Raw genomic sequence first — 26,426 nt, 5'->3', positions numbered from 1 at the left:
TTCCTCAAGAATCAAATCCTAAACGAACCATTGTATTCCTACAACGGCCGTCGCAAACGCGAATCCAATCAGTGCAACCATCCAGTCCCGCAGCCGCAATTTCTCAGGTAAGAGCTGCGCGGATGGAATGGGATGGGTGAATAGATTGCGCGCCATTAGCGCATCGTGCGTCGTTTCGCCATAGCGAATCAAGCGGATGACCAGTGGTGCGAGGACGTGTGTCAGGCGCAACGACGCAAAACGCCGTTTGCGGGTGGCGAGTGTGCGCACGCGATAGGCGCGAAGTTGCACCTGATAGAGTTGTGACACCGCTGGTAGGAAACGGTACACTATGCCACCTGTCAGGCTGGCGAGGTGGCGGAATTGGGCAGGGAGGTGCAGGAAGCGCAATATCCACTCAAGCATCGCTTGGACTTCGAGAGCCGTTGTACCCGTTACGAGCAGTTGGCTTGACTGCAGGAAACACCAGTATGGCAGGATGGAGACTAGGGCGTGACCAGCGGTAACAAAGGAAAATGCATCATGGGCGGTGGGGTGAAACGGCGGGCCAACACGGGTTGCCCCAATCGCTGTTGTGAACAGCGCAAACAGGCCCCACACGATACTCCACTTTGCAACGCGACGCCAACTCGCGCCAAAGGCGATGAGCAGTGCAACGGTGCCACAAAGCCCTAGTACGATGCCTAGGGGGGTGTGGACCAGCGCGATTGCAACGGTGACCAGTGAAACCGTGATCCAGCGGGAGCGGCTATCGATCTTTAAACGTCCGTGAGGCTTCTGGCTGTACCCCAGAGAGACTGAGGCGTGACTGGATAGTACTGTGCCCGCATGTTCATTTGTCTTTGTAATTGAGTTATCTGGTATCTCAGTTGTTGGATTTGTCGCGCCTGTCGCTTCGTCGATTGGCTTGTGATGTGGTCCCAGAGATTCAACCAATGTGTTCGCATCGCGCACGGCGGGAGCATCGAGGAGGCCCACTCGCACAAGGCGAACCTGCAAGCGCAGTGACGGGGGGAGACCGAGTCGGTGTGTGACCAAGCGCTCAGGTTGAGCGTAAAGGTCAGAGAGCGCTCCGTCGTAGACGAGCGCTCCATCTGCGAGAATCCACGCGCGGGTGGCAAGCGATATGAATGCATCTGTGTCGTGTGTCGCAACAATGACGGTGCGACCTTCGTCACGCATGTGTTGAAGCGTCTGTAGGAGCTGTTGTTGGCTCCATCCGTCGAGTCCGGCAGACGGCTCGTCGAGGAGGACGATTTGGGGATCCTCTGCAAGCACTAAAGCGATGGCCATGCGCCGTTGCATGCCCGTACTCCAAGTGGCAGGGATGTCGTCCAGTTCGATTGCGTCCAAGCCGACGCGGCGCAGGAGTGATTGTACTTCTGCGGCGCGCGCGTGTACTTGCCGAGGGGTTATGCTCCAAGTGAGGGCAAATTCTTCGGCGACTGTCCCAGCAAAAAGGCCGGTTTCCGGAGATTGAAAGAGATAGCCGACACGATTTATGAGTGCATTGTTGGCTTGGGCCGTTTTGCTGTCATCGCGTTGCCACGTGAGGGTGCCCTCCGTGGGCACCGTTACGCCTGCCAAGACGTCGAGCAAAGTCGACTTTCCCGCGCCATTGTGGCCGAGAACGACGATAAACTCACCCTTGTCGACACAGGCGGTCAGTCCGTGAAGCCGCCGCTGTGGCGCTGTGCCGACTGTTAGGTTGTCAATGGCTAAGAGCATAGACATGAAGCAGTTCCTCCACAAGTTCTTCTTCTGATAATGGCCTCATCGACAGGCCGAAGCGATGGTTGGCGGCTAACGCGGCATCGACGATATAGGGTGGCCGGAATCCCCATGTTGCGCAGCGCGGAGTTTGTCCGTGTTCGCCGTAGAAGAAAGTCTGTGGGTCGGTGGCTAGCCGGACTTCTCCGGCATCCAAGATGACGACTCTATCGGCGATGAGGACGTCCTCCATGTCGTGCGTGATGAGGACAATGGTCAACGCGTGCCGCTCGGCGAGTGTGCGCAGTTGCTTGCGCAACGCGGTGCGCGCCTCGTCGTCCAGTGGTGCAAATGATTCGTCGAACAGCAGTACTTTTGCACCTGAGGCGAGCGCTTGGGCGATACATAGGCGCTGTAGTTGTCCACCAGAGAGTTCGTAGACACTTGTTTCGATGGGCACTGTAAGCTGCACCATGTCTGCGTAGTGCTGCACAAACACATCGAGTTGGGCGCGCGTAATCGCGGAATTCCGCTGTAGCGCAGTGAGCGCCAGCTCCTCGAAAATGGTCTGCCCAATTAACTGGGCACTCGGTGGTTGAAAGACCATCTGAATCTTCCCTGGCGACAATTCGCGGATGGGCGTGCCTTCATATGTAATACATCCTTCTGTCAGTGGATAAAGACCCAGTATTGTGCGGGCGAGCGTCGTCTTGCCGGCACCATTGTGGCCCACGAGCGCTACAATTTCTCGCTTGCCAAAAGCGAGGGAGACGTGATTGAGGACAGGCAACGGGCGGTCAGCACGTCCTACTCGAGCCACGCAGACGTTGTCTAAAATTATCCTCGGCTGTGCCAAAAAACATTCCCCCTCTCTCGACATATGTGCTACATTACGTATTGTTAACTTTATGTTTATTGTAAGTTAACGAATGAAGATCGTAAAGGAGAGATTGTGTGCGGTATCGCGGACTCGTTTTTTCTGCTTTGTTTGCGGCTATGTTTGCTGTACTCAGCCTGGTATCGATTCCCATTGGCCCAGTTCCCGTGACCATTGAGAATTTGGTCATTATGCTCACCGGGGCGCTTTTAGGGCCTTGGTACGGTGGCCTTACATACCTAATCGTCATTGGATTGGATGTATTGGGGCTCCCACTCATCGGCGGGCACGCTGGCATTGGGACCTTGCTTGGTGCTACAGCGGGATACATCTGGTCGTGGCCAATCCTGGCATGGCTCACTGGATTTTTTGTGGGCAAAATCAAGATGCGCACGCGCAGAGAATTCTGGTTGATTTTCATCGTGCTATTTATTTTCGGCGATGCGCTTAGCTACATTCCTGGTGTGTTCTGGCTGCGCCATGTAGCACCGGCGATTCGCCCTTGGGGCAAGGCGTTGATGGCTGGCGTCATTCCATTTTTGCCAGGCGATTTGATTAAGGCGCTTATCGCCAGTGCGATTGTGGTGATTGTGCGTCGAGTCTATCCACAGCATCGAATTATTCATGGCGAGCAGTTCATGACGAAGCGGGAAAATACGCGGATTTCATGAGGTTCGAGGACAGCCGTTTCACTCCCGCCCGTATGCGGTCGCTGGCGGGAGTGACCTCGCTGTCGGGAATCTTTTTGCTCGTCCAAGATTTGTACTCTCCTTGAGATTGAGGTAACATAACGAGGAACCCAATACGCTGAATTCCTTCTGGAAGCGGGGGAACCATTTCTGGGGTGAAACGATTTTTTCGTGGGGTGCCTTTCAGCCCTAACCCGACAGCTAACCTCGCAAGCGTTTTGAAAGGAGATGCTTCAAATGTGTAAACCCTCTTGCTTAACCCTTCAATGCGTTCTTCCATTCACCACGTTTCTCCAAAGCCTGGAATTTTAAGCGACCTGCGGTTTTCCTGGCAAAACACAACTGAATAAGGGCTGTGTATTGGTGGATGTTAACACCAAATCATGGTCACCCGTCCGTGTTGCGTATTCACCCATGAAAGGAGCCAAAATGCAGAGGAAAAAGAAAAATGTGGTGGAAGACGCAGCGTTTAGCGCCTTTCACATGAAGCTTACTGTGTATTCGTCCGGTGGTCCTTTTCTCGACGGCTATATTCTTAGCATTATCGCCATCGCATTAACGCAAATTACGCCGCAACTGCACTTGGATGCCACGTGGAGTGGCTTAGTGGGCGCATCTGCGCTGATTGGTATTTTTATCGGTGGTTTTTTAGGTTACGTGACAGACCGCGTCGGTCGACAATTGATGTACACCATCGATTTTATTCTTTTGATTGTTGCTTCCCTTCTCCAGTTTTTTATTCAGACTGGTTGGGAGTTATTTGTCATTCGGTTGATCTTGGGGATTTCCATCGGCGCTGACTACCCGATTGCCACATCATTGTTGGCAGAGTTTTCCCCTAGAAAACACCGTGGTGCGATGTTGGGTGTGACGCTGATTGCGTACTACGTGGGTTCAACGGTCGCCTATGTTGTCGGTCAGCTCATGTTGCACATTGGGCCTGAAGCCTGGCGATGGATGCTGGCCAGCAGTGCGATTCCAGCAATTATTTTGGTACTCTTGCGCATGGGGACGCCAGAGTCGCCACGTTGGTTGCTGCAAAAGGGTAGGGTCGCAGAGGCAGAAAAAGTGCTCAAACAGGTGTACGGACCGAGTGCATCCCTCGATGATATTGTTGTGCCAGATGCGGTGGAAACTAAAACCAGCTATCTCAAGTTATTTTCTCGCGGATACTTAAAACGAACGCTTTATGTCGGCTTGTTTTATATGGCAGCAGTAGCACCGTTGTTTGCGATGCTGACCTTTGGTCCAGAGATGTTGACGTCGTATCACTTGTTCCAGGGATCTGCTGGTTATGGTTCAGCCATTATTAGTGCGCTGTTCCTTGTTGGCTGCATTCCTGCGCTGTTCTTGGTTAACAAACTCGGCCGTCGACCGATGATTATTTTGTCGTTCGCGGGGATGACGGTAGGTATTCTCCTGCTAGGGATATTTCCGAATGGCCCAATCGGTATCATCTTGCTTGGGTTTATCGTCTATGCACTGTTTTCCGGTGGCCCAAACGTGATGGAGTGGTTGGCCCCAAATGAGTTGTTCCCGACAGAAGTGCGCGGAACGGCGGTTGGGATTACAACGTGTATCAGTCGCTTTGGTGCGGTTTTTGGCACGTACTTGTTCCCGTGGGGATTGCAGAACTTTGGTATCGGACCGACGATGCTTGTCGGCGCGGCAGTCACCTTTGGTGGGTTGATTGTCTGCATTGCGCTTGCGCCGGAGACGACGAACAAGACGTTAAATGCGGCGAGCAATGCAGAAGTATCTGGCCATAGCGGTCAGGACAGAGCGTCTGGAAAGGTTAAAGTGCATTCCTGACAAGGTTACTGTTGTCATGTTTTCTGGAATACATTTTCACCATGACGTTCTTGTGAAACTCAGTCGTATCTTTCTTTGATGATGAGAGGGGCTGGCACATGTGCACAGCCCCTCTTTTTCTATGTTTGTTACACCAGTAGGGCGATGCTGATACGCTTGCCTTTGTCGCGAATAGATTCGTGCTAGGCCAGTGGCGCACCTTTTGATTCACGCCAGAGTAGGGCGAGGACGATGACGAGCACGGATGTAATGGCGACCGAATACGTCATTGCGTGTGCCAAACCGCCTACAGAAGGTGCGATGCTGGAGACGATGAGAGGCACAATTGCGCCGCCGACCGCAGCGCCAAAATGGTAAGTGGTGCCTTGACCGGTGGAGCGCACACCGGTTTTGAAGTGTTCGGCGATATAGGTTGGAATCGCTGCCCACACACCGCCAATGGAAAACAGGCCAATGAGAAATGTAAATACGTCTCGCTCCCAATTGGTGGAGATGGACTGGAAGACAAATGAGCAGGCGAGTGTGCCGATAGCAGAAAGAACCAACATCAGTTTTCGACCAATGAAATCGGACAAGTAGCCACCGAGAATATTGCCGACAATCCCAGCAATGTTCAAAATAATGATTGTATCTGCTACGACTGCTACACTGAAGTGCCCATTTGTCTTGAGCAAAGTCGCGTAGAACGTGTTGATAGGGTAGGTCACACCGAATGCAATGAGGGAGATTAGTGCAGCATGAATGGTATTCCACGTGTTTCCATCTTTAAATAAATCGCGGATGGGAACCGATTTGCGCGGGGCTGCCGCCCGTTCCTGTTTCCAGCGAACTGACTCAGGGACTCGTGCCCAGATATACAACGCGACGATGAGTGCCGGTATGCAGGCGATATAAAACATGGCGTGCCAGCCCAGGTTTCCATACCAAGCCCTGTAAATGAGCGCGGCAAAAATATAACCGAACGAAAATCCTGACTGCATGAGGCCTGATGCGAGTCCCCGCCATTTTGCTGGCATCATTTCCATCAACATCGGCGTGCCACTTGCATACATCGCGCCCATCCCAATGCCGTACAAAATCCGTACGAGGAATAAGAGCGTAAAGCCAATTGAAAAGCCGGTGAGGCATTCAAACACGGTGAACCATAGGATGGATGCTACAAGACTCGCTTTGCGGCCCCAGTAGTCACCGAGCAGGCCGCCTAAAAATCCACCGCCGAGGCGTGCAAATGTCGTTGCTGACGAAAGACCTGCAGCAAGTGTGAGCGGCACGCCATAATCTTTCATAATGTCTGTGAGGACGAACGTGAGGATAGAAAAATCCATCGCGTCGAACGCCCATGCCAGTGCAATCGAGATGAGCGCGCGGGTTTGGTGTGATTTTTGCGAAGATCTCACAGGTACCTCCGGTGTTGTGGACATGTTCTTCACACTCCAATGCGTTAGATTATCCGGTTTTGGAAACGGTTACATAATCATCTTATGCAGGGTTTGTCATTTGCAAAAGTACTTTTGTTGGCTCATAGCATGGCGGGTTTGGATTTTATTCGCGGTGGTGAAAAGGTGTCGTATTGTGCGCTGAAATAGATCAGATCATGTCCGAAAAGGCGACATCGTTGTTGGCTGAAAAATGTAAAATTGCGCGGGAAATGTCGAAACAGCTACCCAGTGGGAGTCCTGCTGTGCAGTGTGCCAAGAGGCATGCCATCTCACTTATGAAATTGCAGTAAAATAGTATTTGCTAGGGCGGTCTAGTAAAGGAGAGATGCATATGCGAATCGTGTGTGCCGGAGATAGTTTAACCCGAGGCGTCTCATTTGAAAGAGGGCGCCTGAGAATTCTGCGAGACAATTATCCAAGATTATTACAAGAGGCGTTGGATCAAAGAAGCGATTCTGTCGAAGTGATGAATCGCGGTGTGTTTAACGACAACTCTGATTTGCTACTCGAGCGATTGGACAAGGATGTGTTGTCTCTTCATCCAGATGTCGTTCTGATTGAAATCGGCGGCAACGACTGCAACTTTCGCTGGGATGAGGTTGCAAAGCGGCCGGACGCAGACCATGAACCGTATGTCCCGTTGCCGCGATACATCGACAATATCACGACACTCGTAGAGAACATTCGATCCGCTGGTGCCACTCCCGTGGTGATGACACTGGTTCCCCTGCAGCCTGTACGTTATTACAAGCATCTTGCGGCGACGTTTGGTACAGAAATCGCACATTGGATTGCGCTGTGTGGCGGTATTGAGTACTGGCACCGCAGCTACGATGACGCACTGCGCAAGCGACTTTTTCAGTTAGGGGTAAATCCGATTGACGTCCGCAAACCATTCGAACAACTCGCATCAGGCGATGATTTCATTAGTTTGGATGGTATTCATCTCACCGCGGACGGTTATCGTTGGCTCACCCAGGTCGTACTGGCCGGGTTATCTGTGCGCTTTGAGCAGGTCACGCTGTCCGCACACGTGTAACGGTTGTTCCAATTTCGGCCATTGGTTAGATTTGAACTGCCAAATTCTCCAATAATCTAACCAATCCAACCAATGGCCGAAATTGCTGTCGTTCTCTCCTATCTCCCGTATATAGGTCATGGCAAGCTACCAGGTACATTTACTGTGTTCCTGTAGATTTACTGATTAGTTTGCGGGATCACTGTGATTTGATGTATGATGAAAAAGAAGTTCATAAACATTCGCTGAGTTCCTGATGGAAGCGGGGGAACCATTTTTGGGGTGAATCGTTTTACGTAGGGTGCTTTCAACCCGAACCCGACAGCTAACCTCGCAAGCGTTTTGAAAGGAGTCGCTGAACTTGTTAGATCCCTTTAGACCACCATGCTAATCCCCCAGTATTTTTTCTGCGATTTCACACTGCGAAAACTTCCACAGGTTATCGCCAATCCGTTTCAGTCCAATTGGAATTAGTCTAATGCGTGATGGACGATGCTTTGTTGCGATGAAGTCATGTACACAGGGCTCAATAGACATTTACGTCAAAGAGTGACACTGGGCTGCGGTAAAGGCTTGCTACTTTGGGCTTTCACCGCTATGTAAGTATGCGTATTTCGCTTGGAAAATTTCGTGAAATGGATCGCGGGAGATGATTTAAGCCCACTTTACGGGAGGCATAGCATGGGGGAACCTTATATTGAAGTGCACAAGGTGACAAAAGTATTTGGAGGGCGCTCGGAGCAGGCCATTCAAATGCTTGAAAATGGCAAGAGCAAGGAAGAAATTAGACAAGCGATAGGCGTGAATGTTGGCGTTGATCGAGCGACGTTCACCATTGAACGCGGAGAGTTATTTGTGATTATGGGTCTTTCTGGCAGCGGAAAATCAACACTTTTGCGATGCTTGAATCGACTGATTGAACCGACTGCTGGTTCCATCGTGATCGACGGTACGGATATTACTACGTTACGGAAGGCTGAACTTCTGAAATTTCGGCAGAGAACAATGGCGATGGTCTTTCAGAATTTCGCCTTACTGCCTCATCGAACCGTAATCGATAACGTGGCATACGGTTTAGAAATACAGGGAATCAGCAAGTCGGAGAGGTTGGAGCGAGCCAAGGAACAGTTGAAAATTGTCGGTTTGGAAGGGTATGAAAATCAGTATCCACACAACTTGAGTGGCGGAATGCAGCAACGTGTCGGACTGGCGCGTGCCCTGGCGAATGACCCGGAAATCCTGCTTATGGATGAAGCGTTTAGTGCACTTGATCCACTCATTCGCGATGACATGCAAAACGAGTTAATTAACTTGCAGCATAAACTGCAAAAGACCATTGTGTTTATCACGCATGATCTGAACGAGGCATTAAAGCTTGGGGATCACATTGCTTTGATGAAGGATGGAGTAGTCGTTCAAACTGGGCGCCCTGATGACATCATTAGCAATCCGGCTAATGAGTATGTGGAACGGTTTATTCGCGGCGTCAATTTGTCGAAAGTCTTAACAGCAGCAGATGTCATGAAGCGTCCTTCCCCATTGTTGCGCGTTCGCGATGGTGTGCGTGTAGGGTTGCGAAAACTTAATGAGGCTGGTCTGTCTTCAGGGTTTGTTGTGGATGATGAGCAGAGACTCATGGGGCTCGTCAGTGCAGAGGTCTTAGCTAAATCTGCAAAGGGCCCGATGCAGATGGTCGGAGAGTGTGAATTGCGGCCTGTCACTACGATAAAACCTGAGACCAGCCTCGAAGATCTGTTTCAATTGGTTGTTGAGACAAATTATCCGATGCCAGTTGTCGCGGAGGACGGAAAACTACAGGGCCTTGTGTTAAAAAGTTCGATTTTGGAGGCATTAGCTTCGCAAGGGGGTGAAAGAAATGGCGTTTCCGCTTCCGAAGCTCCCGTTATCCCAGTGGATTGATGCGATTGTCAATTGGCTGGAAGCGACCATCGGGCCGTTCTTAACAGACGTTTCTAACGTCGTACAGGCTGTGGTGAACGCCATAATCCAGTTTTTAAACTGGGTACCGCCTTGGTTGCTAATTATCGTATTCGCGATTATCGCGTACCGTGCTGGTAAGTGGAAGCTGGCGCTGGGTACGGTTATTGGACTTCTATTAATTTGGGACTTGCAGTTGTGGCGAGATTTAATCACCACATTTGTGTTGGTGATTCTGTCAGCGCTAGTGTCTGTGGTAATTGGTCTGCCAATTGGCATTTGGAGCGCCCGAAGTCGGGGTGTTTACCGCGTTGTGTCTCCTATTTTAGACCTTATGCAGACAATGCCGTCCTTCGTATATTTAGTCCCGGTTTTGATTTTCTTTAACATTGGATTGGTGCCTGCTATTTTTGCGACAGTAGTCTTTGCCATGCCGCCGACTATCCGTTTGACGCGACTTGGGATTCTTCATGTTCCAGTTGATTTGGTGGAAGCCGCCCGTGCATTCGGAACGAATGACTCGCAACTTCTATGGAAAGTGCAGATTCCGATTGCGATGCCGAATATCAAAGCGGGAATCAATCAGACCATTATGCTTTCGCTTTCTATGGTGGTCATTGCTTCCATGATTGGTGCGGGTGGACTAGGTGCTGACGTGATGAGTGCTCTACAAACGTTGAATGTTGGACAAGGTTTTGAAGCGGGAATCTCTATTGTGATTCTTGCAGTCATTATGGATCGGGTTTCACAAAAATTAGGTGGGCGCAATGCGAACGTTACAAAGTGAACTGAATTCGTCGGTAAATGTTTTGGAGATATAGGGGGTATGTGTCGTGAATGCGAAAAAACTTGGAATGGGGATTGGCACACTCGGAACGGTGATAACCCTAGTTGCTGGATGCGGTACGACAAATGGGACGTCCGCTTCCAACAATTCTAGTTCGGGAAGTGGTTCTGGAGCAAGCAAAACCATCACAATCGGTTACATCACGTGGGATGAGGACGTCGCAGCTACGTATTTATGGAAAAACTTACTTGAAAGTAAAGGGTACACCGTTCAACTGCAACAGCTTGATCCGGGGCCGTTGTTTGCTGGTTTATCAAAAGATAATCTAAATGTGTTTTTTGATACGTGGTTGCCAGATACACACAAACAGTATATTGCACAATATGGGTCACAATTGACAAGCTTGGGAAAGTGGTATCAGGGTTCCACGACAGAGGGTTTTGTAGTTCCCACGTATATGAAAAACGTGAATAGCATTCTTGATTTGAAAAATATTTCAAATCAAATTCAAGGTAAAATTGTTGGGATTGAAGCAGGCGCCGGCGAAACGGGATTAGCGCAACAAGCGATTAAGGACTATGGTCTGCCAGAAACGTTGCAAACCAGTTCTACGCCAGCAATGTTGGCTGCTTTGAAAAAGGCATATGACGCCAAACAGCCGATTGTGGTGACACTATGGAGTCCACACTGGGCATTTTCGCAATATAAGTTGAAATATTTGTCTGATCCTAAGAAATCTTTTGGCGCGGGTGGGTGGATTCAAACCGAAGCCAATAAGAATTGGGCAAGTAGTAACCCAACAGTGGTAAAGTGGCTGAAAAATTTCAAACTCACCCAAAGTCAATTAGGTCAACTTGAGACCGACATTAACAACGATGGGGATACCCAAGGTGTTCAAGAGTGGGTCAGCGCAAATCAATCCTTAGTGGATAGTTGGTTAAACAGCTAATCCTAGTTGTTTCCTGATACATCCTAGCTGATTGTATGCCCCACGTTTGACATGTGCTTACATGTCAGGCGGGGGCATTTTTAATGTTATTTAATCAATCACGTTGTATTTAGATTTGCCACTCAGGAATTGTGTTTTCTATATTCCCTTTTCTTTCCAAGCAATTTTTATCAATACGTTGGCAAAATAGCGCAATATTTATCAACACAATCGCCAGGACGGCGAATAACATAAACAGCAAATGATAACGCTTACATTGTTTTGCTTCATCATAGTGCTTCGTCGCTTAATCAGATGTTTGAAAACTGGGGGTGAATGTCTACGGATTCGTTTCATTGCGTTTTCCGTCCATTGGTGTGTGAGAGACTTTTTGAGCGCGGGGATTCCGACTTGGAGGTAGGAAGATGTCCCAAACAGACTACCTGACGAATCGCATCCTGACTGAGGACACTGTATACGTGCAGTACCGAAAAACAGCGAAGGCACCGAACATCGCGCAGCCGCACACGCATGGTGGATATGAGATTTATTATTTTCAACACGGTGAGGCGACTTATATTATCGGCGACAAAGTATACGCGCTGAAACCGGGAGACATGTTGTTGTTTCGGGGAGAGATTGTACATCTCGTAAAACCGTCGGAACGCGTTCCGTACTTGCGCAGTATCCTCAATTTTCGGGAGGATGTTAGCGATTCACTTGATACATTGCTCCAGGAGAAACTCGCAAAGTTATTTGGGGCGTCTGGGGGACAAATAATCCATTGGACAGAGGAAGAACGTGGGCAAATCGAACACCTGTTTTTCAGTATTGCCCAGGAGGCCCGTCGTCGCGAAGTTGGCTATCAGGATATGATGCATGCGTTGTGGGCGGTCCTTGTATTGCGAATTATGCGCAAGTATGAAGCGGATGTAGTGAGGAATCGGATTCTATATGGTAACGGGCAACGCGAGGCCAATATCGAGCGCACGCTTCACATTTTAAATCAGAAATTTCGGAATCGCGTTTCTTTGGAGGGTGTGGCGGAGCAAGTGCATTTAAATAAGCACTATTTGTGCCACTGTTTTAAGCAAGTGACCGGATTGACGATAAACCAATATGTCACGAAATTACGTGTCGATGAAGGAAAACGTCTCTTGTTGCACACGAACAAACCGGTGGTTGTTATCGCGGAGGAGGTAGGCGCAGGTACTGCAGCACAGTTTAGTCGAATGTTTCGCCAACAGGTTGGGGTGTCGCCAAATGCTTACCGTAGAGGCTTTCATGTTGACTGAGGAGAATCGAGTATAGGAGGCAGGACGATGCGTATGAGTCGAGCGTTCGGGAAACGTGCATCTGTCACTGGGATGGCAGGTTTGGCCATTCTGACAGTGGCTGGTATTACCGCTTGTGGGGATGGGACATCCGCGGCGGGGAATTCCGCAGGAGGCACAAGTGGGGATGTCACTATCAGCGTTTATGTTGGAGCGGATACGCTGGATGCACAGGCGCAAAAAGATTTGTTTGACAAAACGTTGATTCCAGCGTTTGAGAAACAGAATCCGGGTATTAAGGTGAAGTGGTCGACATATGCCTCTTCCTCCGAAGAAAATACGTCTTTACAGACTGCAGTGACGACGCACCAGGGGCCGGATGTGTTTGAAGTCGGAACCACGCTCGTTCCAACGGTGTTTTCGACCCATGCGTTCCACGTTCTAACCAATGCAGATTGGAATGCGGTGGGTGGGAAAAGCAAGTTTTTTGCCCCGCAGTTGACCATGTCCGGTCCCAGTGCCAATAAGGACGTAGCCATCCCTGAGTATATGTTGCCATTTGCACTTGTCTACAACAAAAAATTGTTCAAGGAGGCGGGAATTGCATCGCCGCCGACCACCTGGACTGAATTTGTCAACGATGCGAAGAAACTGACGGATGCAGGCAAAGATCAGTGGGGAACAGAGATCGATCCCGCTGACTCATATGATCCATGGAAAATTAATTGGGGGTACACTCGGCAGGACGGTGGCGATTTCCTCAGCCATGACTTGAAGACGGCGACGCTTGACTCGCAACCGTCCGTCAATGCGCTCACATTTTGGTTTGATTGGATGACGAAATACCATATCGCGTCACCCAATGACGTCACATACAAATCCACGGACGCTATCAAGGCTTTTGAGAATGGTCACGTCGCGATGCTCGTGATGCAGGGGCCTACTTTGATTCCGTCGTTGAACCAATCTGCCGTCAAATCGGATTACGCGTTTGCACCACTGCCGACCGTCCCGTACGGCATGTCCGCCCGACCAACTGGCGGCGTTCCAGCGCAGACCATCGTCTCCGGCCAAGATTTAGCCATTCCGAATTATGTGACGGGCGCCAAATACGCCGCGGCGCTGAAATGGATTCAATTCGTGACGGATCCGACCCAGCAGAAGGAATTCTATGATGTCTACGGCTATTTGCCGGTCAATCAAAGTGTATACGGACAATACAAAGAGTTACAGACACCACTGATTCAGTCATTTGTCGACGCTGAGAAAAACGCCTCGCCAACGCCGTTCACAGGTGCGTGGGGCAATCTCGAGGTGGTCTACGCAGGGGTTACGAATAAAATTGCGGATGAAATTGCCACCAATAGTTTTCAAGAAGGCGATATCGCACAACTGTTAAAGGTCGCCAACACACAGGTTCAGGCTTCACTGCAGAACTGAGTGGCATATGACAACTGCGCATCACGGATGCTTGTTTACCGACTGGTTTCCTGCTCAGTGAGGAGGGAGAATCGTGAATCATTCCGAAGCCGTTCCAGATGAAACAATCGATTTGCAAGTCATACAGTCCGTCCATCGGCGGCGGCGCATGGCACACAAGCGCAATCGAGTCCCGCTTTGGATGCTCATTCCGGCTGTGGTGTTGCTGGTGATTGTGGTGGTAGCGCCGTTTTTGGTCAGTATCTATACGAGCTTTACAAAGCTAGACCAATATACCATTGCCAACTGGACGGCAGCGCCGTTTGTCGGCTTGAAGAATTATCTCAGTGCATTGCACCAAGGAAATGCACTAGGAGCTTCTGCCCTCCAAAGCGTATGGGTGAGCGTCGCGTTCTCCGTCCTGACAACGCTCATCATTACACCCATTGGTATCATCGCAGCACTACTCGTCCACCATCCATTTCGTGGACGAAGATGGGTTCGCGCGCTGTTTTTGCTCCCCTATGTCATGCCTGTGTTCGTCAATGCGATTACGTGGCGGCTCTTATTTATGAACGGTTGGGGGGTGATTGACAGGGTGCTCGCATTTCTTCATATCGCGAGCAAGAATACCTTTTGGCTGATTGGCCCGAATAGTTTCTGGGCCATGACCATTGCGGATGTCTGGTCGTCCTGGCCGTTCATTTATCTGATGGTGCTCGCTGGACTTCAAAATATTCCAGGCGATCTCTATGAATCTGCAACAATTGACGGCGCGTCGCGCGTCCGCAGTTTTTTCTCTATCACATTGCCTATGCTGCGTCCTATTCTGGCATTGGCGCTGCTCTTGTCGACGCTGAACCATTTCAACAACTTTACGTTGCCATTTATGATGTTCGGTACACCACCTTCACCACAGGCCGACGTATTACCGCTAAACGTCTACGTCACATCGTTCCAAACGTTTAATTTCGGGCTCGGCGCGGCGATGTCCATGCTTACCTTAATTTTGATGATGATACCTGCATTTTTCTACATTCGTATGTTGCGGCTGGGGGAGGCGACATCATGACCAGTCTCATCGCACAACGTGCGCATTGGAATCGACTTCGTATGCTTGGCATTGTCATCTTTGGATTGGCTATTTTGTTGCCCATGGCCTATGTCATCTTGATTTCTCTAACACCGGACACGGAAGTCGGCGGCGGCGCAATTTTCCCAACGCACATCGCCTGGAATAATTACGCTATGATGTGGCAGACAGTGCATTTGGCGAGTGATATTAAAAATAGCATTCTCATCGCGGGGGTCACGGGCATTTGTGCGACGGTGATTGCGCTCGGGGCTGCTTATGTGATTGCGCGCTTTCAATTCAGGGGGAGAAAGACGTTTTTGTACGCGTTGGTGACGATGCAGACCATTCCACAGGTCATGATGCTATTACCGTTGTTCGTTATTTTCGTCATCATTCAAAATGCGATTTCGGTGCATCTAGTGGGGCAGTATTACACGGTTATCATCACCTACATGACATTCGCGCTCCCTTTCGCATGTTGGCTCTTGTTATCTTACATGGCGAACATTCCAGTCGATTTGGAGGAAGCTGGTCTGATGGACGGATGCACGCGGTTACAGGTACTCCGTTACGTCGTCTTGCCACTGGTCCTTCCAGGAATGGTGGTCACTTTTGTTTTCTCCTTTTTACTTGCTTGGAGTGATGTGTTGTTTGCGAGTGTTTTGACGGGACCGGCAACGCAGACTGTGGCGGTTGGACTACAGGCTTACATTGCGAGTGGTGATGCCGGTGGGGATGTCCTCTGGGGACAGTTGATGGCGGCTAGTTTGACCAGTGGTATTCCCATTGTGATCATATTCCTATTTTTGCAAAAGTATATTATCGGTGGCTTGGCAAACGGCGCAGTGAAAGGGTGATGGATTTCTACGACACGCGAACCGTCGATGTGACTGGTGATTGTGTTGCAGCGACAAGTTGATACGCGAAGGGGTGTGAGGGATTGGTCACTTTAAGTGCGTTTGCCGATGAAATCTCATCTGATTTGCATGAGCAACTGGATGTTCTAGAATCGACAGGCGTTCGACACCTTGAATTTCGCGGTGTATGGCATAAGAACGTGATGGATTTAACAGATGAAGAATTAGCACGAGTGCGTTCTGTGCTTTGCGCACGTGGGTTTAACGTTTCAGCGATTGGTTCGCCAATCGGGAAAATACGGATGACTGACGATTTTGGTCATCACTTAAATCAACTGAATCGGGCAATGGATGTGGCCCAGTACTTCGGCACGAAGTATATTCGGATTTTTTCGTTTTTTATCCCGCGAGGGCACGCGGCAAAAGATTATCGTAACGAGGTATTGAGGCGCCTTCAGGAATTCGTTCATCGCGCACAGACGGCTGGTGTCGTGTTGCTCCATGAAAATGAGAAAGGGATTTACGGTGATATCCCAGAGCGCTGCGTCGATATTTTTTCTTCGTGTCCATCGCCTCACCTCAGAGCGGCATTTGACCCAGCCAATTTTGTGCAATGTGGGGTTCGTCCTTACACAGAGGCATTTGCTGCGCTTGAGGCGCAGATTGAATACGTCCATATTAAGGACGCGTTGCTGGAGAATAAGCGCGTCGTCCCTCCTGGTGAGGGGAATGGCGAATTGCGCGATGTGTTGTCCGCTTTGTTCGCGAAGGGCTACGATGGTTTTTTGTCGATTGAACCACATTTGGCGCAAGCGAAAACCTTTTCTGGATTTAGTGGCCCGGAGATGTTTCGGGTCGCGGCGGATGCGTTGAAGGATATGCTTGCCGAGCTGCATCAGATTTGGCGGTAGATTGTTAAATATTATCAGGAGGCGAAGCGGATATGGCAGAGACGTTAGGATTTGGTGTCATCGGGTGTGGGGTCATTGGGCGTAAGCACGCACAGGAAATTGAACAGTTGGAGGACGCTCGACTCGTGGCGGTTGCCGACGCCATTCCGTCGCGCGCGGAGGAACTTGGCGGGGGGCACGGGGTGGATTGGTATACGGATTTCCATTTGCTGCTTACTCGCCCCGATATCGACATTGTCAATGTTTGCACGCCGAGCGGTATGCACGCTGATATCGCAATAGAAGTCGCCAAGTCCGGCAAGCACGTGATTGTGGAAAAGCCAATTGATATTACACTCGCCAAGGCAGATGCGATGATTCAAGCTTGCCGTGATGCAGGGGTGAAGCTGTGTGTCATTTCGCAACATCGGTTTGACCCATCCACCGTGCGGGTGAAACAGGAAATCGCCGCGGGTAGCCTCGGCAGACTCATTCTTGGTGAAGCTGCTGTCAATTGGTATCGGTCTCAAGGCTATTACGACAGTGGTGACTGGCGTGGGACATGGGCTTTGGACGGTGGCGGTGTTTTGATGAACCAATCGATACACACGATAGACCTCCTACAGTACTTGATGGGGCCCGTCGAAAGTGTTCATGCCTACACAGCCACGATGGCGCACGAGCGAATTGAGGTGGAAGATGTAGCAACGGCAGTCGTTCGCTTTCAGAACGGCGCACTTGGAACCATTGTCGGTACGACAGCGGCTTACCCGGGGCTGTCTGCACGCATTGAACTGTTTGGGACGACGGGGAGTGCCGTGATTGACGCAGATAGATTAACGCATTTATACCTCATGGCGGCACCTGTGCAAGGGATGAAACATCATGTGGAAACCGTGAATCTGGCTACGACCGAGACGAACATGAATGAGGCTGCTGCTGCTGCAAGTAATCCCGCAGCGATTTCAGACGCCCACCGACGCCAGTTCCGCGACATGATGGAAGCGATTCGTGAGAATCGGGAGCCGCTGGTCAATGGAGAAGAGGGACGTAAAGGGTTGGAAATTATTCTCGCCATTTACCAGTCCGCGAAGACCGGGAAAACGGTTACTTTGCCACTTGGCTGAGGTGTGTGGTGCAGTTTTGATGCGTCGATGGTCAGTCAAATCTTGCGAAAAGGGGTCTCGATACATGCGGATAGCATATTCCAATCTCGCTTGCCCAGAGTGGTCGATGGAGGCAGTAATGCGGTACGGTGCTCTCTATGGGTACGACGGGGTCGAATTGCGCCTGTACGATGGTGAGGTGTTTCCGTGTGATTTAGATGTGTCGGACAGACAAAAAATCACGCGACTCGCGCAAGATTATGGATTGGATATCGTTTGTCTTGGGGCATCGACGCGGTTTGCGATGGAGGATACAGCAGCGCGCCAGCAGAATGTGCAGGAGTTGATTGCTTATGTAGAATTGGCTGCGAAGATGGGAGTGCCGATGGTGCGAACGTTCGGCGGTGTGGCAGGTTTGCCAAACCGACAAGCGCCTGAATATCTTGCGCGCTGTGTCGAACGGGTAGCTGAGTCGCTTTGCCAAGTCGCGCCACGGGCAGAGGAGTTGGGTGTGGAAGTCTTGCTTGAAACGCACGACGAGTTTTCTTCGTCGGCGCTCGTTCGTGACGTGTTACAGTGTGTCGAGAGTGAGTACGTCGGGGCGATTTGGGATATCCATCACCCTGTTCGCATGCATGAGACGGTAGAGGAGACGTACGCGAATTTGGCGGATAGACTGCGCCATGTGCACTTGAAGGATGCGGCTCGCAATGGCGACGATTGGCAACTGGTCGTATTTGGCGAAGGGGATGTCCCAGTGGCGGATATCGTCCGTAAGTTGCTACAGACAGGTTATAACCGGTATGTCACAGTTGAATGGGAGAAGAAGTGGCACCCTGAAATTGCTGCTGCGGCCATTGCGCTACCACAACATATTGAAATACTGAGAGGGTATCTCAGGGACGCTACTTTGTAATGGATACCGACTATGTTTTTTCTGTTCAGAACGACCGGTTAGTTGGACCGGCCGTTCTTTACTGTCTCGCAAGTTACATCGACCGTTTGATGATGTCTTTCACTATCGATTGTCCATGAAAGCGACCGGTTTCGATAAAAATGCGATTGGCATCATACCCGGAAACAATGACGCCGGCAAGATAAATGCCTGAGACATTCGTCTCATAGGTCTCTTCGTTGTACGCTGGAATACCCGTCTTTGCATCGACGTGAATCCCAAATTGTTGCAAGAAAGACATGTCCGGGTGATACCCGGTCAGCGCTAAGACGTGATTGACCGGGAATTGTAGCTGGCCGTTTGGGGTCTGGACATCGACGGCATCTGGATGGATGCGTGTGATCTTGGAATTGAAATAGTACTCTATCCGATTGTTCCTGATGAGGCTCTGAATTTCCGGCTGTACCCAAGGTTTGATTTTGGATGACAGCTCAGAGCCACGATGGATCAGTCGCACCTTTGCGCCGATGCGGTACAGGTCGATGACTGCCTCGGCGGCAGAGTTGGTCCCGCCAACGACCACAACACTTTGGCCATAGTAGGGATGGGCATCTGTATAGTAATGACTGACGTGCGGCAGGTCTTCTCCCTCGACGCCCAACCAGTTTGGATTGTCAAAGTAGCCGGTTGCGATGACAATGTTTTTTGCAAAGTACGCATGGTCGAGACCGGTTCGTGTCCGCGTATGTATCCGGTATGCCTTGGACGGTTCGTCGTAGTGCACGTCGTAGACGGTTTCGTACTGGAGCACAGGCAATTGCAGTCGGTCCACGACTGTTCGGTAATAGGTGAGTGCCTCATGTCGCGTTGGCTTCGCACCGTTCGTGTAAAAAGGAACCTCACCAATTTCTAGTTTTTCTGGTGTGGAGTTAAAGACCATTTGCGTCGGGAAGCGATAAATCGTGGATGCGATACAAGATTTATCGAGGACAATGTGATGAATATGATGTTTCTGCAGCTCGGCGGATACGGCCAAACCACAGGGACCAGCTCCAATCACACAGACATTGTACATATTATTTCTCTCCTCTAGCTCTCTTCTCTCTGTTCAAATTGTACGCTACAGTCTCCGCGAGTTCCAATTGGCGTACGCCAAGTGACTTCATGGGGCTCTCGTAAAATTGGTGATTTTGGGTAATGTTTGCGTTAATCTATCTTTGCAAGCAAATTTTTCGGGAGGGATGCACGATGTACGACATCGCGATTATTGGGGCCGGCCCCGCTGGTGGAAGTGCAGCACTGTTTAGCGCACGGGCGAATAAAAAGACTGTATTTTTTGACAGTGACCAGGGCGTGACACGTCGCGCGCTGCTGCGCAATCACTATGGCATCGCCGAAATTGGGGGGCCCGATTTAGTGGAGGTGGGGCAGCGCCAAGCGATGGAGGCGGGTGCAGAACTCGTCCGGAGCAAAGTGGTGGATGTCGAGAAAAATGGCGATACATTTACACTGAAGACGGATATGGGTACGTTCGAGGCTCGATACGTGATTCTTGCGACAGGTCTCTGGGCAGATTTGGCGGAGTCCATCGGAGTCACGACAAAGCCGGCCACCGAGCCGCGGATTAAGACCATTGTCGAGGTGGATGCGCAGGGGCGTACGAACATTCCAGGCATCTGGGCAGCTGGCACGATTGCGGGTACGAGCGTTCACACCATTATCACTGCGGGGGATGGCGCGAGAGTTGCGATTAACCTGATAAGTGAAATCAATGGGGAACGCTATGTCGATCACGACGTACTCCCAGCAAAATAGTTCTTTCGTCCTTCCACTGAAAGATAGGCGGGCGTTATCTGATGAGGTCACCACAGAGTGGCCTCTTTTTGGATAGCGACGCGTTTTGGAAAGATGGGTTTGTTGGCGGGCGAACGATAATTGCTTGAAAATGCAAGAGGTTGTCGATGAACCGTCGCACCGACGAACTCAGACAACCTCTTGAACTGAAGTGGAAAGAGGTTACGCTTTTATTGTAAGACACAGATGTATCCGATTACAACTAGCCTACGGTGTAGGTTTTCGAGAAAAAGTATGGCGCATCCTGTGGAACGATTTAATCGTGTAGCCCATTATCTAGTGAAAAGGACTTTAATTGCTTGCCTTTCCGATACCCACGCCAGAGAGGGATGACTGCTATTGCTGTCACAACCATCCAGCCGGCAAGTACATAAAAGCCGACGTTGAATGAATTGGACGCATCGGCGATATTCCCAACCACGGTTGGCCCAAATGCCGCCGCCACATAGGAGACGCCGTTGAACACGCCGGAGGCAAATCCAGATACGCCTTGTGGACTCATCTCTTGGACAATAGCCCACATCGGTCCTAAGGTACTGGCGAGCATGCCTACGCCAAGGGAGATAAACGTGATGGATACGCCAAGAGAATGTGTGACAGTGCCGATATACGAGAAGATTGCTGCAACCACATATCCGAATGACCAGAGCCGTGAGCGCACGCGCTGCTTCCGATCTCCAATGTAGCCACCGGCCAAGGTGAAGATTGTCGCGGCTATCCAAGGCAGGATGGCAAAAATACTAGCTGAACCGAATGTTTGGTGCCGCTGTTGTTCTAAGTAAGACGGTAAAAATGTTCCGATTCCCCAAAAGCCGACTTGATATCCGCAATAGGCGAACAAGGCAAACCAGTATTTGTGATAGCCAAATACCTTCTTGGCCTCCCCCCAAAACTGGCTTTGTGCAAGTTTTTGAGGTGCGCTTTGTCCGGTGCGAATATATTGAATCTCTTCCGGCGAGATCTTCTTATCGTCTTCTGGCGTGTTTTTTGTCCAAAACCAAATGAGCGGGAGTGCGACAAACAAGCCAATGGCAGCCAGCACGAAGAAACTCTGGCGCCAACCGAAGGAACCGACAATCCACGCGAGTAACGGATAGGAAAACGCTGGCGCAATAAATAGACCGCTTAACCAAATGGAATTGGCCCGGGCCCGTTCCTTATCTGGGAACCACTGTGCGGTCACCATGTTCACAGAAGGTCCCATGATGGATTCGCCGATGCCCAACAGGACTCGGAGAATCAGTAATACGCTGTAATTCGTGATGACTCCGCTTAAAACCATACAAATTGTCCAACCGATAATGGCGAGTGCAATACCTCGCCGACCACCCAGTTTGTCGCTAATTGGACCTGTAATAATATTGACTAATCCATACGGCAGCAGGAAAGCAGTGATGAGTACACCTTGTGCAGCTTTGTTGCCGGCGATGCCAAAGGTTTGGTCAAAGTTGTGATTGGCAATTAAAACAGCGACGTTTGTTCTATCGAAGTAAGCGACAAAGAAAGCAAACGAAATGGCAATGACGACCCTGATTCGTCTGCGGGTGGGGATGCCATGTACAGTGCTGGCAGAACTCTGCAACTTCAACACTCCCGTACTTAAAATCAATTTCAAATGAATAGATAACTCAGCCGCCATTTCTGAATCGAAGCGTATGAAGGCGGTTTCCTATTGTGCCTTACGATGCGTGTGTCCACCCTCCCATCCTCGTCTAGTTCACGATTGTGCAATTGTATACTAGTATTACAGAGTCGTCAAACACGTTAACGATGGGTATAGGTCGCACGCGGAGGCCACAGGCTAGCCTGTGTGAATGTGAAAACGGGGCTGTCATTCGCCCCGTCATTGCTAAATTTTTGGGTGTATCAACATTTGCTGAACGGCGGTATGGACGTTGTCGACGTATTGCCGCCGGTATGTCCAGAGGGGGTCCGGGTCAGGGGGATTGACCACCATCGTCGCGTTGGCCTCAAATAGGATGATGTCTCCGTTTGCGCTTAAGCCGAAATCGACGCCCGCGTAATCTAGCCCTAGTGTTTTCTGAATCGCCTTTAGTGCGTCCATGCCTCGAGAACCCATGACATCTGGCATGTTTTTGAGAAAAAAGGCGTCTTCCGAACGGTTGTCAGCGTTCTTGGCCATGTCTGCGGTGAAGTAATGAACTTTCCAGTCCTTTGATACAGCAACGTGCAACGGGTACAATTTCCCATTAATCATCATGACGCGGTACTTTCGAAACAGCCCGTCCTCCGCACGGGTGTCGATATATTGGATTACGAAAAGAGCGTCTCCTGGCATTCCGGCCAGCACTTTTGATAATCTCTCGGGTGTACCGACTTTCTCAAAATGTTGCCCAGTGTGATATCCGGGTGCGCGCAGTAATAAAGGGAATTCGAAGCCACATTCCTGTAATAGAGAGACGGCATCTGACGACGCAAGTTGTCGTCGCGGCATAATCGCCATCTTAGGGGTGATGACGCCTTTGATATTGGAAAGTCGCTCGGTAATGTGTAGACGTCCTGTTTCGAGGACCGCTTGCGGAGAATTGATTACAGGGGCAGTTGTTCGGGCAATCACACATTGTGCTGCGGTGAGTGACGATTCAGCGAGATCTGCATCACTAATGGCATTGAAGACAACGTCGTGTTGTGGAAGCGGGATATGTTCGTCGAGGAAATCGACAAAGACAATAAATACGTGGAAAATTTGGTTGGTGAGAGCCGTCCTTATGGGCGTGTTTCCACTTGTTGTAGAGACGAGTAACAGCAAGCGTACTGGCGTTCGTTGGCCACGAAAGGGCAATTCCGTTATGGCGTGATGCTGAAACCCTAACCTCCGGTGGAACATAGCTTTCTGTTCGTCGCCCAATTGTGTCAGGATATAAGACATCCCTTGATGTGCTTGATAATAATTGGGATTGAGCTCGAGGGCCCGCTCGAAATGCTCACGTGCGGATTCCATCTCTCCCTCTTCAAATAGGAGATTTGCTAAGTTGACATGTCCCATCGGATCGTCTGGATGACATGTTACAGCCTGCGTATATGCGGTCCGAGCTGCAGAGCGATACCGGGATTCGTGAAGAAGCGTGCCTAAGTTGTTTAAGGACCCACGGTGCGTTGGATCTATAGCGAGGATTTCTAAGTACTCATTTTGCGCCTCTATCATGCGACCCATTTCGGCCAGTAGGCATGCTTTTTCAAATTTGAGATGGAGGGAGGTGGGCTGGACGTTTAATTGTTGTTCTAGGTTTCGAAGGGCAATGGTTTGCAGTTGTCGATTCACAAAAGTCCCCCATCGTTCGCAAAGTGATTGCAGATCTAATTTGGTAAAGAATATGATTCGCAAAAAGAGCAACCAACTCATGTTGGTTGCTCTTTTTTTGGTGGGCCCAGGTGGACTCGAACCACCGACCTCACGATTATCAGTCGTGCGCTCTAGCCAGCTGAGCTATGGGCCCGAATATGGCGGAACTGACGGGATTCGAACCCGCGATCTCCTGCGTGACAGGCAGGCATGTTAGGCCTCTACACCACAGTTCCTCAGTGGCGGAGTGAGAGGGATTCGAACCCTCGATACGTTTTTAAGACGTATACTCGCTTAGCAGGCGAGCGCCTTCGACCTACTCGGCCATCACTCCATACAATGGTGACCCTAAGGGGATTCGAACCCCTATTACCGCCGTGAGAGGGCGGCGTCCTAACCATTAGACGATAGGGCCAGACGCGTTCAAGCGGTCAAAAGCTTGACGCGCCGTACGCACTTGGTGCGGTTAATAGGAATTGAACCTATGACCCCCACCGTGTCAAGGTGGTGCTCTCCCTCTGAGCTATAACCGCATAATGGAGCGGGTGAAGGGAATCGAACCCTCGCTCTCAGCTTGGGAAGCTGACGTTCTACCATTAAACTACACCCGCATGGAGCGGAAGACGGGATTCGAACCCGCGACCCTCGCCTTGGCAAGGCGATGCTCTACCCCTGAGCCACTTCCGCAAGAAGCGATTGAAATTATATATCCTAGTTGTACAATCTGTCAAGATATTTCTCAACAATGGTGACCCCAGCGGGATTCGAACCCGCGTTACCGCCGTGAAAGGGCGGTGTCTTAACCGCTTGACCATGGGGCCATGTACTGGAGCTCCCAACCAGGCTTGAACTGGTGACCTCATCCTTACCATGGATGCGCTCTGCCAACTGAGCTATGGGAGCAGATTGGCTCCCCGAGTAGGATTCGAACCTACGACCCTCCGATTAACAGTCGGATGCTCTACCGCTGAGCTATCGAGGAATATGGTGGAGGTAGACGGATTCGAACCGACGACCCCCTGCTTGCGGAGCAGGTGCTCTCCCAGCTGAGCTATACCCCCATTTGGTCCCGGAGGCCGGACTCGAACCGGCACGGTTTCCCGCACGATTTTGAGTCGTGTGCGTCTGCCAATTCCGCCACTCCGGGATAAGCATGCAATCCATTGCACTGGTCGGAGCAGCGGGATTCGAACCCACGACCTCCTGCTCCCAAGGCAGGCGCGCTACCAAGCTGCGCTATGCTCCGTTATAGATGGCGTGCCCTGAGAGATTCGAACTCCCGACCTTTTGATTCGTAGTCAAACGCTCTATCCAGCTGAGCTAAGGGCACACTGGCTGGGGAAGAAGGATTCGAACCTTCGCATGACGGTACCAAAAACCGTTGCCTTACCGCTTGGCTATTCCCCAACAGAAATGGCAGGGGCGGCAGGACTTGAACCCACGACATGCGGTTTTGGAGACCGCCGTTCTACCAGCTGAACTACGCCCCTATATCTAGGTGATCCAATAATGAAGACCACTCTGGAGCCAGCGACAGGAATCGAACCTGCGACCTACTGATTACAAGTCAGTTGCTCTACCTGCTGAGCTACGCTGGCATGGAGCCACCTGTCGGATTTGAACCGACGACCTGCTCATTACGAGTGAGCCGCTCTACCCCTGAGCCAAGGTGGCGAAACTGGTGAGCCATCCGCGACTCGAACGCGGGACACCCTGATTAAAAGTCAGGTGCTCTACCGACTGAGCTAATGGCTCTCGCTTGTGTTCTTGAATTAGGCAGTAGCCAATTTAACACGGCTACTGATGCAAGTCAAGCAGTATGTTACAAATTCCTACGCGAGAGATGTTGGAGGACGACCTAGCGATACCGTACATTGAAAATCCCTTCATATAAAGTCGTCCGTAAGTCCCGTGGAAGTATCCACTGAATGTGGGCAGTTGAGAAGTTCCGACACCATGCTATCTATGGCTACATATGAACTGTTTCGATTCATTCGTACATCCATACATGTGGTGGGCTGCTCGTCATGGGGATGAGTTTGTCACGCAACATTGGCGCTGTGTCGCATCATTAGGCATGTGGCGAAAGGTGGCGTGTAATGAGGTGTAGATTGATTTCGTGTCATGGGGGCGGTATCGGAATTGCGCCATATCGATCCGTTAAAGATGTCGATTTATCCCGGGCTCGCTCAAGAGCAGAACATCCGATTGCGCACATCCGATAGCGAGTGAATGTTTATCTGCATTTCATTATTAAGCTGACTCAAATCAATTGTGAAACGGTTATCGTGCATAATGGTTGACGCGTTGTTGCATCCTGTGATATTATTCACACCGTCGCTTTGCAATGTTGTCCTTTTATGAAGACATGTCGTGAGTCATATGAGAGGATACTTGCGCAGGTGGTATATCTACATCGTTCGGTAGGTTGTTATCGTTTCCGTATGTGTAGAAATTACCGTTGACAACGAACGTCAGTTCGTGATATTGTACTTAGGCTGCTTCGACAGAAGCGGCACTTGCTCGAAAGAATCACGTCATCTGATTCCGCATT

At 50.4% G+C, this 26,426-nt stretch carries 20 protein-coding genes, 19 tRNA genes and 2 riboswitches; of the genes, 14 read left to right on the top strand and 25 right to left on the bottom strand.

Annotation, left to right across the window (positions count from 1 at the left end):
- Positions 1–18: 18 nt before the first annotated feature.
- Both J3482_RS14730 and J3482_RS14725 read right to left on the bottom strand, forming a co-directional pair.
- A complete protein-coding gene (locus tag J3482_RS14730) occupies positions 19–1,734 on the bottom strand; it encodes an ATP-binding cassette domain-containing protein (RefSeq protein WP_206918565.1) in 1,716 nt (571 codons plus the stop codon).
- Complete coding sequence (locus tag J3482_RS14725; RefSeq protein ID WP_188332383.1) at positions 1,712–2,566, bottom strand: energy-coupling factor ABC transporter ATP-binding protein; 855 nt, start codon at positions 2,564–2,566, stop codon at positions 1,712–1,714. The genes J3482_RS14730 and J3482_RS14725 overlap by 23 nt, the downstream gene beginning before the upstream one ends.
- 98 nt (positions 2,567–2,664) lie before the next feature.
- On the opposite strand from J3482_RS14725, the gene J3482_RS14720 reads away from it, so the two are divergent.
- Both J3482_RS14720 and J3482_RS14710 read left to right on the top strand, forming a co-directional pair.
- Positions 2,665–3,258, top strand: coding sequence for a biotin transporter BioY (locus J3482_RS14720; RefSeq protein WP_223204303.1), 594 nt, complete (start codon positions 2,665–2,667; stop codon positions 3,256–3,258).
- A gap of 124 nt (positions 3,259–3,382) precedes the next feature.
- Positions 3,383–3,506, top strand: a riboswitch (cyclic di-AMP (ydaO/yuaA leader).
- Positions 3,507–3,705: 199 nt separating this feature from the next.
- On the top strand, positions 3,706–5,088 hold the full coding sequence (locus tag J3482_RS14710) for an MFS transporter (RefSeq protein WP_146824613.1): 1,383 nt from the start codon (positions 3,706–3,708) through the stop codon (positions 5,086–5,088).
- A gap of 182 nt (positions 5,089–5,270) precedes the next feature.
- Here J3482_RS14710 and J3482_RS14705 read toward each other — a convergent pair whose 3' ends face one another.
- Complete coding sequence (locus J3482_RS14705; protein WP_146824614.1) at positions 5,271–6,509, bottom strand: MFS transporter; 1,239 nt, start codon at positions 6,507–6,509, stop codon at positions 5,271–5,273.
- Positions 6,510–6,858: 349 nt separating this feature from the next.
- Here J3482_RS14705 and J3482_RS14700 point away from each other — a divergent pair, with 349 nt between their 5' ends.
- The 11 genes from J3482_RS14700 (at position 6,859) to J3482_RS14650 (ending at position 18,735) form a co-directional block, all read left to right on the top strand.
- Complete coding sequence (locus J3482_RS14700) at positions 6,859–7,566, top strand: SGNH/GDSL hydrolase family protein (RefSeq protein WP_146824615.1); 708 nt, start codon at positions 6,859–6,861, stop codon at positions 7,564–7,566.
- Between the two features lie 212 nt (positions 7,567–7,778).
- Positions 7,779–7,899: riboswitch (cyclic di-AMP (ydaO/yuaA leader) on the top strand.
- Between the two features lie 327 nt (positions 7,900–8,226).
- The gene (locus tag J3482_RS14695; RefSeq protein WP_146824616.1) at positions 8,227–9,465 is read left to right on the top strand and encodes a quaternary amine ABC transporter ATP-binding protein; all 1,239 of its coding nucleotides are present in this window, start codon (positions 8,227–8,229) and stop codon (positions 9,463–9,465) included.
- The gene (locus tag J3482_RS14690; RefSeq protein WP_146824617.1) at positions 9,422–10,270 is read left to right on the top strand and encodes an ABC transporter permease; all 849 of its coding nucleotides are present in this window, start codon (positions 9,422–9,424) and stop codon (positions 10,268–10,270) included. Before J3482_RS14695 ends, J3482_RS14690 begins: the two co-directional genes overlap by 44 nt.
- Positions 10,271–10,316: 46 nt before the next feature.
- Complete coding sequence (locus J3482_RS14685) at positions 10,317–11,219, top strand: glycine betaine ABC transporter substrate-binding protein (protein ID WP_146824618.1); 903 nt, start codon at positions 10,317–10,319, stop codon at positions 11,217–11,219.
- A 404-nt stretch (positions 11,220–11,623) separates the two neighbouring features.
- Positions 11,624–12,493 carry an AraC family transcriptional regulator gene (locus J3482_RS14680; protein ID WP_206922617.1) on the top strand — a complete coding sequence of 290 codons (870 nt, stop codon included), beginning with the start codon at positions 11,624–11,626 and terminating at the stop codon, positions 12,491–12,493.
- Between the two features lie 27 nt (positions 12,494–12,520).
- The gene (locus J3482_RS14675; protein ID WP_206922616.1) at positions 12,521–13,912 is read left to right on the top strand and encodes an extracellular solute-binding protein; all 1,392 of its coding nucleotides are present in this window, start codon (positions 12,521–12,523) and stop codon (positions 13,910–13,912) included.
- A 73-nt stretch (positions 13,913–13,985) separates the two neighbouring features.
- Positions 13,986–14,963 carry a carbohydrate ABC transporter permease gene (locus J3482_RS14670; protein ID WP_206922615.1) on the top strand — a complete coding sequence of 326 codons (978 nt, stop codon included), beginning with the start codon at positions 13,986–13,988 and terminating at the stop codon, positions 14,961–14,963.
- A complete protein-coding gene (locus J3482_RS14665) occupies positions 14,960–15,823 on the top strand; it encodes a carbohydrate ABC transporter permease (RefSeq protein ID WP_146824771.1) in 864 nt (287 codons plus the stop codon). The genes J3482_RS14670 and J3482_RS14665 overlap by 4 nt, the downstream gene beginning before the upstream one ends.
- Positions 15,824–15,906: 83 nt before the next feature.
- Positions 15,907–16,734: a sugar phosphate isomerase/epimerase family protein gene (locus tag J3482_RS14660; protein WP_146824772.1), complete on the top strand. Its 828-nt coding sequence runs from the start codon at positions 15,907–15,909 to the stop codon at positions 16,732–16,734.
- A gap of 32 nt (positions 16,735–16,766) precedes the next feature.
- Positions 16,767–17,840, top strand: coding sequence for a Gfo/Idh/MocA family protein (locus J3482_RS14655; RefSeq protein ID WP_146824773.1), 1,074 nt, complete (start codon positions 16,767–16,769; stop codon positions 17,838–17,840).
- 64 nt (positions 17,841–17,904) lie between these two features.
- Positions 17,905–18,735: a sugar phosphate isomerase/epimerase family protein gene (locus J3482_RS14650; protein ID WP_188332404.1), complete on the top strand. Its 831-nt coding sequence runs from the start codon at positions 17,905–17,907 to the stop codon at positions 18,733–18,735.
- Between the two features lie 73 nt (positions 18,736–18,808).
- Here J3482_RS14650 and J3482_RS14645 read toward each other — a convergent pair whose 3' ends face one another.
- Positions 18,809–19,789, bottom strand: coding sequence for a YpdA family putative bacillithiol disulfide reductase (locus tag J3482_RS14645; protein ID WP_206918580.1), 981 nt, complete (start codon positions 19,787–19,789; stop codon positions 18,809–18,811).
- A 173-nt stretch (positions 19,790–19,962) separates the two neighbouring features.
- On the opposite strand from J3482_RS14645, the gene J3482_RS14640 reads away from it, so the two are divergent.
- Positions 19,963–20,529 (top strand): FAD-dependent oxidoreductase, encoded by a 567-nt coding sequence (locus J3482_RS14640; protein WP_206922614.1) that lies wholly within the window; start codon positions 19,963–19,965, stop codon positions 20,527–20,529.
- A gap of 295 nt (positions 20,530–20,824) precedes the next feature.
- Here the strand turns inward: J3482_RS14640 and J3482_RS14635 are convergent, their stop codons facing one another.
- From J3482_RS14635 to J3482_RS14535, 21 genes are all read right to left on the bottom strand, one after another.
- Positions 20,825–22,150, bottom strand: coding sequence for an MFS transporter (locus J3482_RS14635; RefSeq protein ID WP_206922613.1), 1,326 nt, complete (start codon positions 22,148–22,150; stop codon positions 20,825–20,827).
- 267 nt (positions 22,151–22,417) lie between these two features.
- Positions 22,418–23,851 (bottom strand): tetratricopeptide repeat protein, encoded by a 1,434-nt coding sequence (locus tag J3482_RS14630; protein WP_206922612.1) that lies wholly within the window; start codon positions 23,849–23,851, stop codon positions 22,418–22,420.
- A 98-nt stretch (positions 23,852–23,949) separates the two neighbouring features.
- Positions 23,950–24,026, bottom strand: a tRNA-Ile gene (locus J3482_RS14625).
- A 5-nt stretch (positions 24,027–24,031) separates the two neighbouring features.
- Positions 24,032–24,108, bottom strand: a tRNA-Asp gene (locus J3482_RS14620).
- A gap of 4 nt (positions 24,109–24,112) precedes the next feature.
- Positions 24,113–24,206, bottom strand: a tRNA-Ser gene (locus tag J3482_RS14615).
- 6 nt (positions 24,207–24,212) lie between these two features.
- A tRNA-Glu gene (locus J3482_RS14610) sits at positions 24,213–24,287 on the bottom strand.
- Positions 24,288–24,330: 43 nt separating this feature from the next.
- Positions 24,331–24,405: transfer RNA gene (locus J3482_RS14605), tRNA-Val, on the bottom strand.
- 4 nt (positions 24,406–24,409) lie between these two features.
- Positions 24,410–24,483, bottom strand: a tRNA-Gly gene (locus tag J3482_RS14600).
- 1 nt (position 24,484) lies between these two features.
- A tRNA-Gly gene (locus J3482_RS14595) sits at positions 24,485–24,559 on the bottom strand.
- Positions 24,560–24,618: 59 nt separating this feature from the next.
- Positions 24,619–24,693: transfer RNA gene (locus J3482_RS14590), tRNA-Glu, on the bottom strand.
- Positions 24,694–24,699: 6 nt separating this feature from the next.
- Positions 24,700–24,775 (bottom strand) — tRNA-Thr (locus J3482_RS14585).
- A gap of 4 nt (positions 24,776–24,779) precedes the next feature.
- A tRNA-Asn gene (locus J3482_RS14580) sits at positions 24,780–24,854 on the bottom strand.
- Positions 24,855–24,857: 3 nt separating this feature from the next.
- Positions 24,858–24,933, bottom strand: a tRNA-Ala gene (locus J3482_RS14575).
- Positions 24,934–24,936: 3 nt separating this feature from the next.
- Positions 24,937–25,019, bottom strand: a tRNA-Leu gene (locus tag J3482_RS14570).
- A gap of 22 nt (positions 25,020–25,041) precedes the next feature.
- Positions 25,042–25,118: transfer RNA gene (locus tag J3482_RS14565), tRNA-Pro, on the bottom strand.
- Between the two features lie 7 nt (positions 25,119–25,125).
- Positions 25,126–25,202, bottom strand: a tRNA-Arg gene (locus tag J3482_RS14560).
- A 2-nt stretch (positions 25,203–25,204) separates the two neighbouring features.
- Positions 25,205–25,279, bottom strand: a tRNA-Gln gene (locus J3482_RS14555).
- A gap of 7 nt (positions 25,280–25,286) precedes the next feature.
- Positions 25,287–25,362, bottom strand: a tRNA-Trp gene (locus J3482_RS14550).
- Between the two features lie 32 nt (positions 25,363–25,394).
- Positions 25,395–25,470, bottom strand: a tRNA-Thr gene (locus J3482_RS14545).
- A gap of 1 nt (position 25,471) precedes the next feature.
- Positions 25,472–25,546: transfer RNA gene (locus tag J3482_RS14540), tRNA-Thr, on the bottom strand.
- A 5-nt stretch (positions 25,547–25,551) separates the two neighbouring features.
- Positions 25,552–25,627: transfer RNA gene (locus J3482_RS14535), tRNA-Lys, on the bottom strand.
- Positions 25,628–26,426: the final 799 nt, after the last annotated feature.

Source organism: Alicyclobacillus suci (genome assembly GCF_017329615.1).
GTDB lineage: Bacteria > Bacillota > Bacilli > Alicyclobacillales > Alicyclobacillaceae > Alicyclobacillus > Alicyclobacillus suci.
Note: the sequence above shows the minus strand (reverse complement) of the source record. Positions and strands in the feature narration are given on the sequence as shown.

What these genes read in the sequence shown, in the direction of transcription:
- J3482_RS14730 (WP_206918565.1), bottom strand. Translation starts at nt 1,734, where the DNA reads ATGTCTATGCTCTTAGCCATTGACAACCTAACAGTCGGCACAGCGCCA.
- J3482_RS14710 (WP_146824613.1), top strand. Translation starts at nt 3,706, where the DNA reads ATGCAGAGGAAAAAGAAAAATGTGGTGGAAGACGCAGCGTTTAGCGCC.
- J3482_RS14705 (WP_146824614.1), bottom strand. Translation starts at nt 6,509, where the DNA reads ATGTCCACAACACCGGAGGTACCTGTGAGATCTTCGCAAAAATCACAC.
- J3482_RS14700 (WP_146824615.1), top strand. Translation starts at nt 6,859, where the DNA reads ATGCGAATCGTGTGTGCCGGAGATAGTTTAACCCGAGGCGTCTCATTT.
- J3482_RS14695 (WP_146824616.1), top strand. Translation starts at nt 8,227, where the DNA reads ATGGGGGAACCTTATATTGAAGTGCACAAGGTGACAAAAGTATTTGGA.
- J3482_RS14690 (WP_146824617.1), top strand. Translation starts at nt 9,422, where the DNA reads ATGGCGTTTCCGCTTCCGAAGCTCCCGTTATCCCAGTGGATTGATGCG.
- J3482_RS14680 (WP_206922617.1), top strand. Translation starts at nt 11,624, where the DNA reads ATGTCCCAAACAGACTACCTGACGAATCGCATCCTGACTGAGGACACT.
- J3482_RS14675 (WP_206922616.1), top strand. Translation starts at nt 12,521, where the DNA reads ATGCGTATGAGTCGAGCGTTCGGGAAACGTGCATCTGTCACTGGGATG.
- J3482_RS14665 (WP_146824771.1), top strand. Translation starts at nt 14,960, where the DNA reads ATGACCAGTCTCATCGCACAACGTGCGCATTGGAATCGACTTCGTATG.
- J3482_RS14655 (WP_146824773.1), top strand. Translation starts at nt 16,767, where the DNA reads ATGGCAGAGACGTTAGGATTTGGTGTCATCGGGTGTGGGGTCATTGGG.
- J3482_RS14650 (WP_188332404.1), top strand. Translation starts at nt 17,905, where the DNA reads ATGCGGATAGCATATTCCAATCTCGCTTGCCCAGAGTGGTCGATGGAG.
- J3482_RS14645 (WP_206918580.1), bottom strand. Translation starts at nt 19,789, where the DNA reads ATGTACAATGTCTGTGTGATTGGAGCTGGTCCCTGTGGTTTGGCCGTA.
- J3482_RS14640 (WP_206922614.1), top strand. Translation starts at nt 19,963, where the DNA reads ATGTACGACATCGCGATTATTGGGGCCGGCCCCGCTGGTGGAAGTGCA.